Raw genomic sequence first — 743 nt, forward strand, 5'->3', positions numbered from 1 at the left:
TTGGAAGGGTGTGGGAAATGATTTTTTTCAGTAGACATAAATATACTCCGTTTTATTTTTTTAGTATTTATATCAAAATCAATTGTAATTTATTTGGGGTTTGGGATTTGGAAGTACAAAAATTAATTTTGATAAATACAATATTTTATTCTACAATCATTTTACAACAATTTAGTTACTACATTAAATAATTCATTTTTTTCATAAGTTTTTTCAAAAAGATCACCAAAAGTAGTGTAATGCAAATTAAGTCCGCAAGTGCCAACAGCACAATTAAAAATGTTTTGTTGCAATAAAGAAACGGCATAACTTCCCATTATAAAAGCAAGGACTAGATCTTCTGCAGTTGGTTTACCACCTCTTTGAATGTGTCCTAAAACTTGGGCTCTAGTTTCGAAACCACTGTAATTTTCTACCTCTTTGGCTAAAATTGCAACATCAAAAATATGTTCAGTGACAACTACAATAGCATGTCTTTGGTTTGCTTGGCGCAAAGATTTAATTTTTTGGCAAATAGTTTGTTGGGATAAAAGATTTTCGCGAGTAACAATAACGTCTGCTCCTGCAGCAAGTCCACCAAATAAAGCCAAATCCCCTTTGTGGCGTCCCATCACTTCAATAATACTGCATCGGTTGTGAGAAACAGAAGTATCGCGCAATTTTTCGATGGCATATACAATATTATTGAGAGCAGTGCTAAATCCAATAGTAAAATAAGTGGCACAAATATCATTGTCAATGGT

1 protein-coding gene is annotated in these 743 nt (G+C 32.6%); it reads right to left on the reverse strand.

The window, feature by feature from the left end:
- Window positions 1-161 precede the first annotated feature (161 nt).
- On the reverse strand, window positions 162-743 hold a 582-nt coding region (locus OYV_RS04160), incomplete at its 5' end, for a 6-phosphofructokinase (RefSeq protein ID WP_042068463.1).

The organism is 'Chrysanthemum coronarium' phytoplasma (assembly GCF_000744065.1).
Lineage (GTDB): Bacteria > Bacillota_I > Bacilli_A > Acholeplasmatales > Acholeplasmataceae > Phytoplasma > Phytoplasma asteris.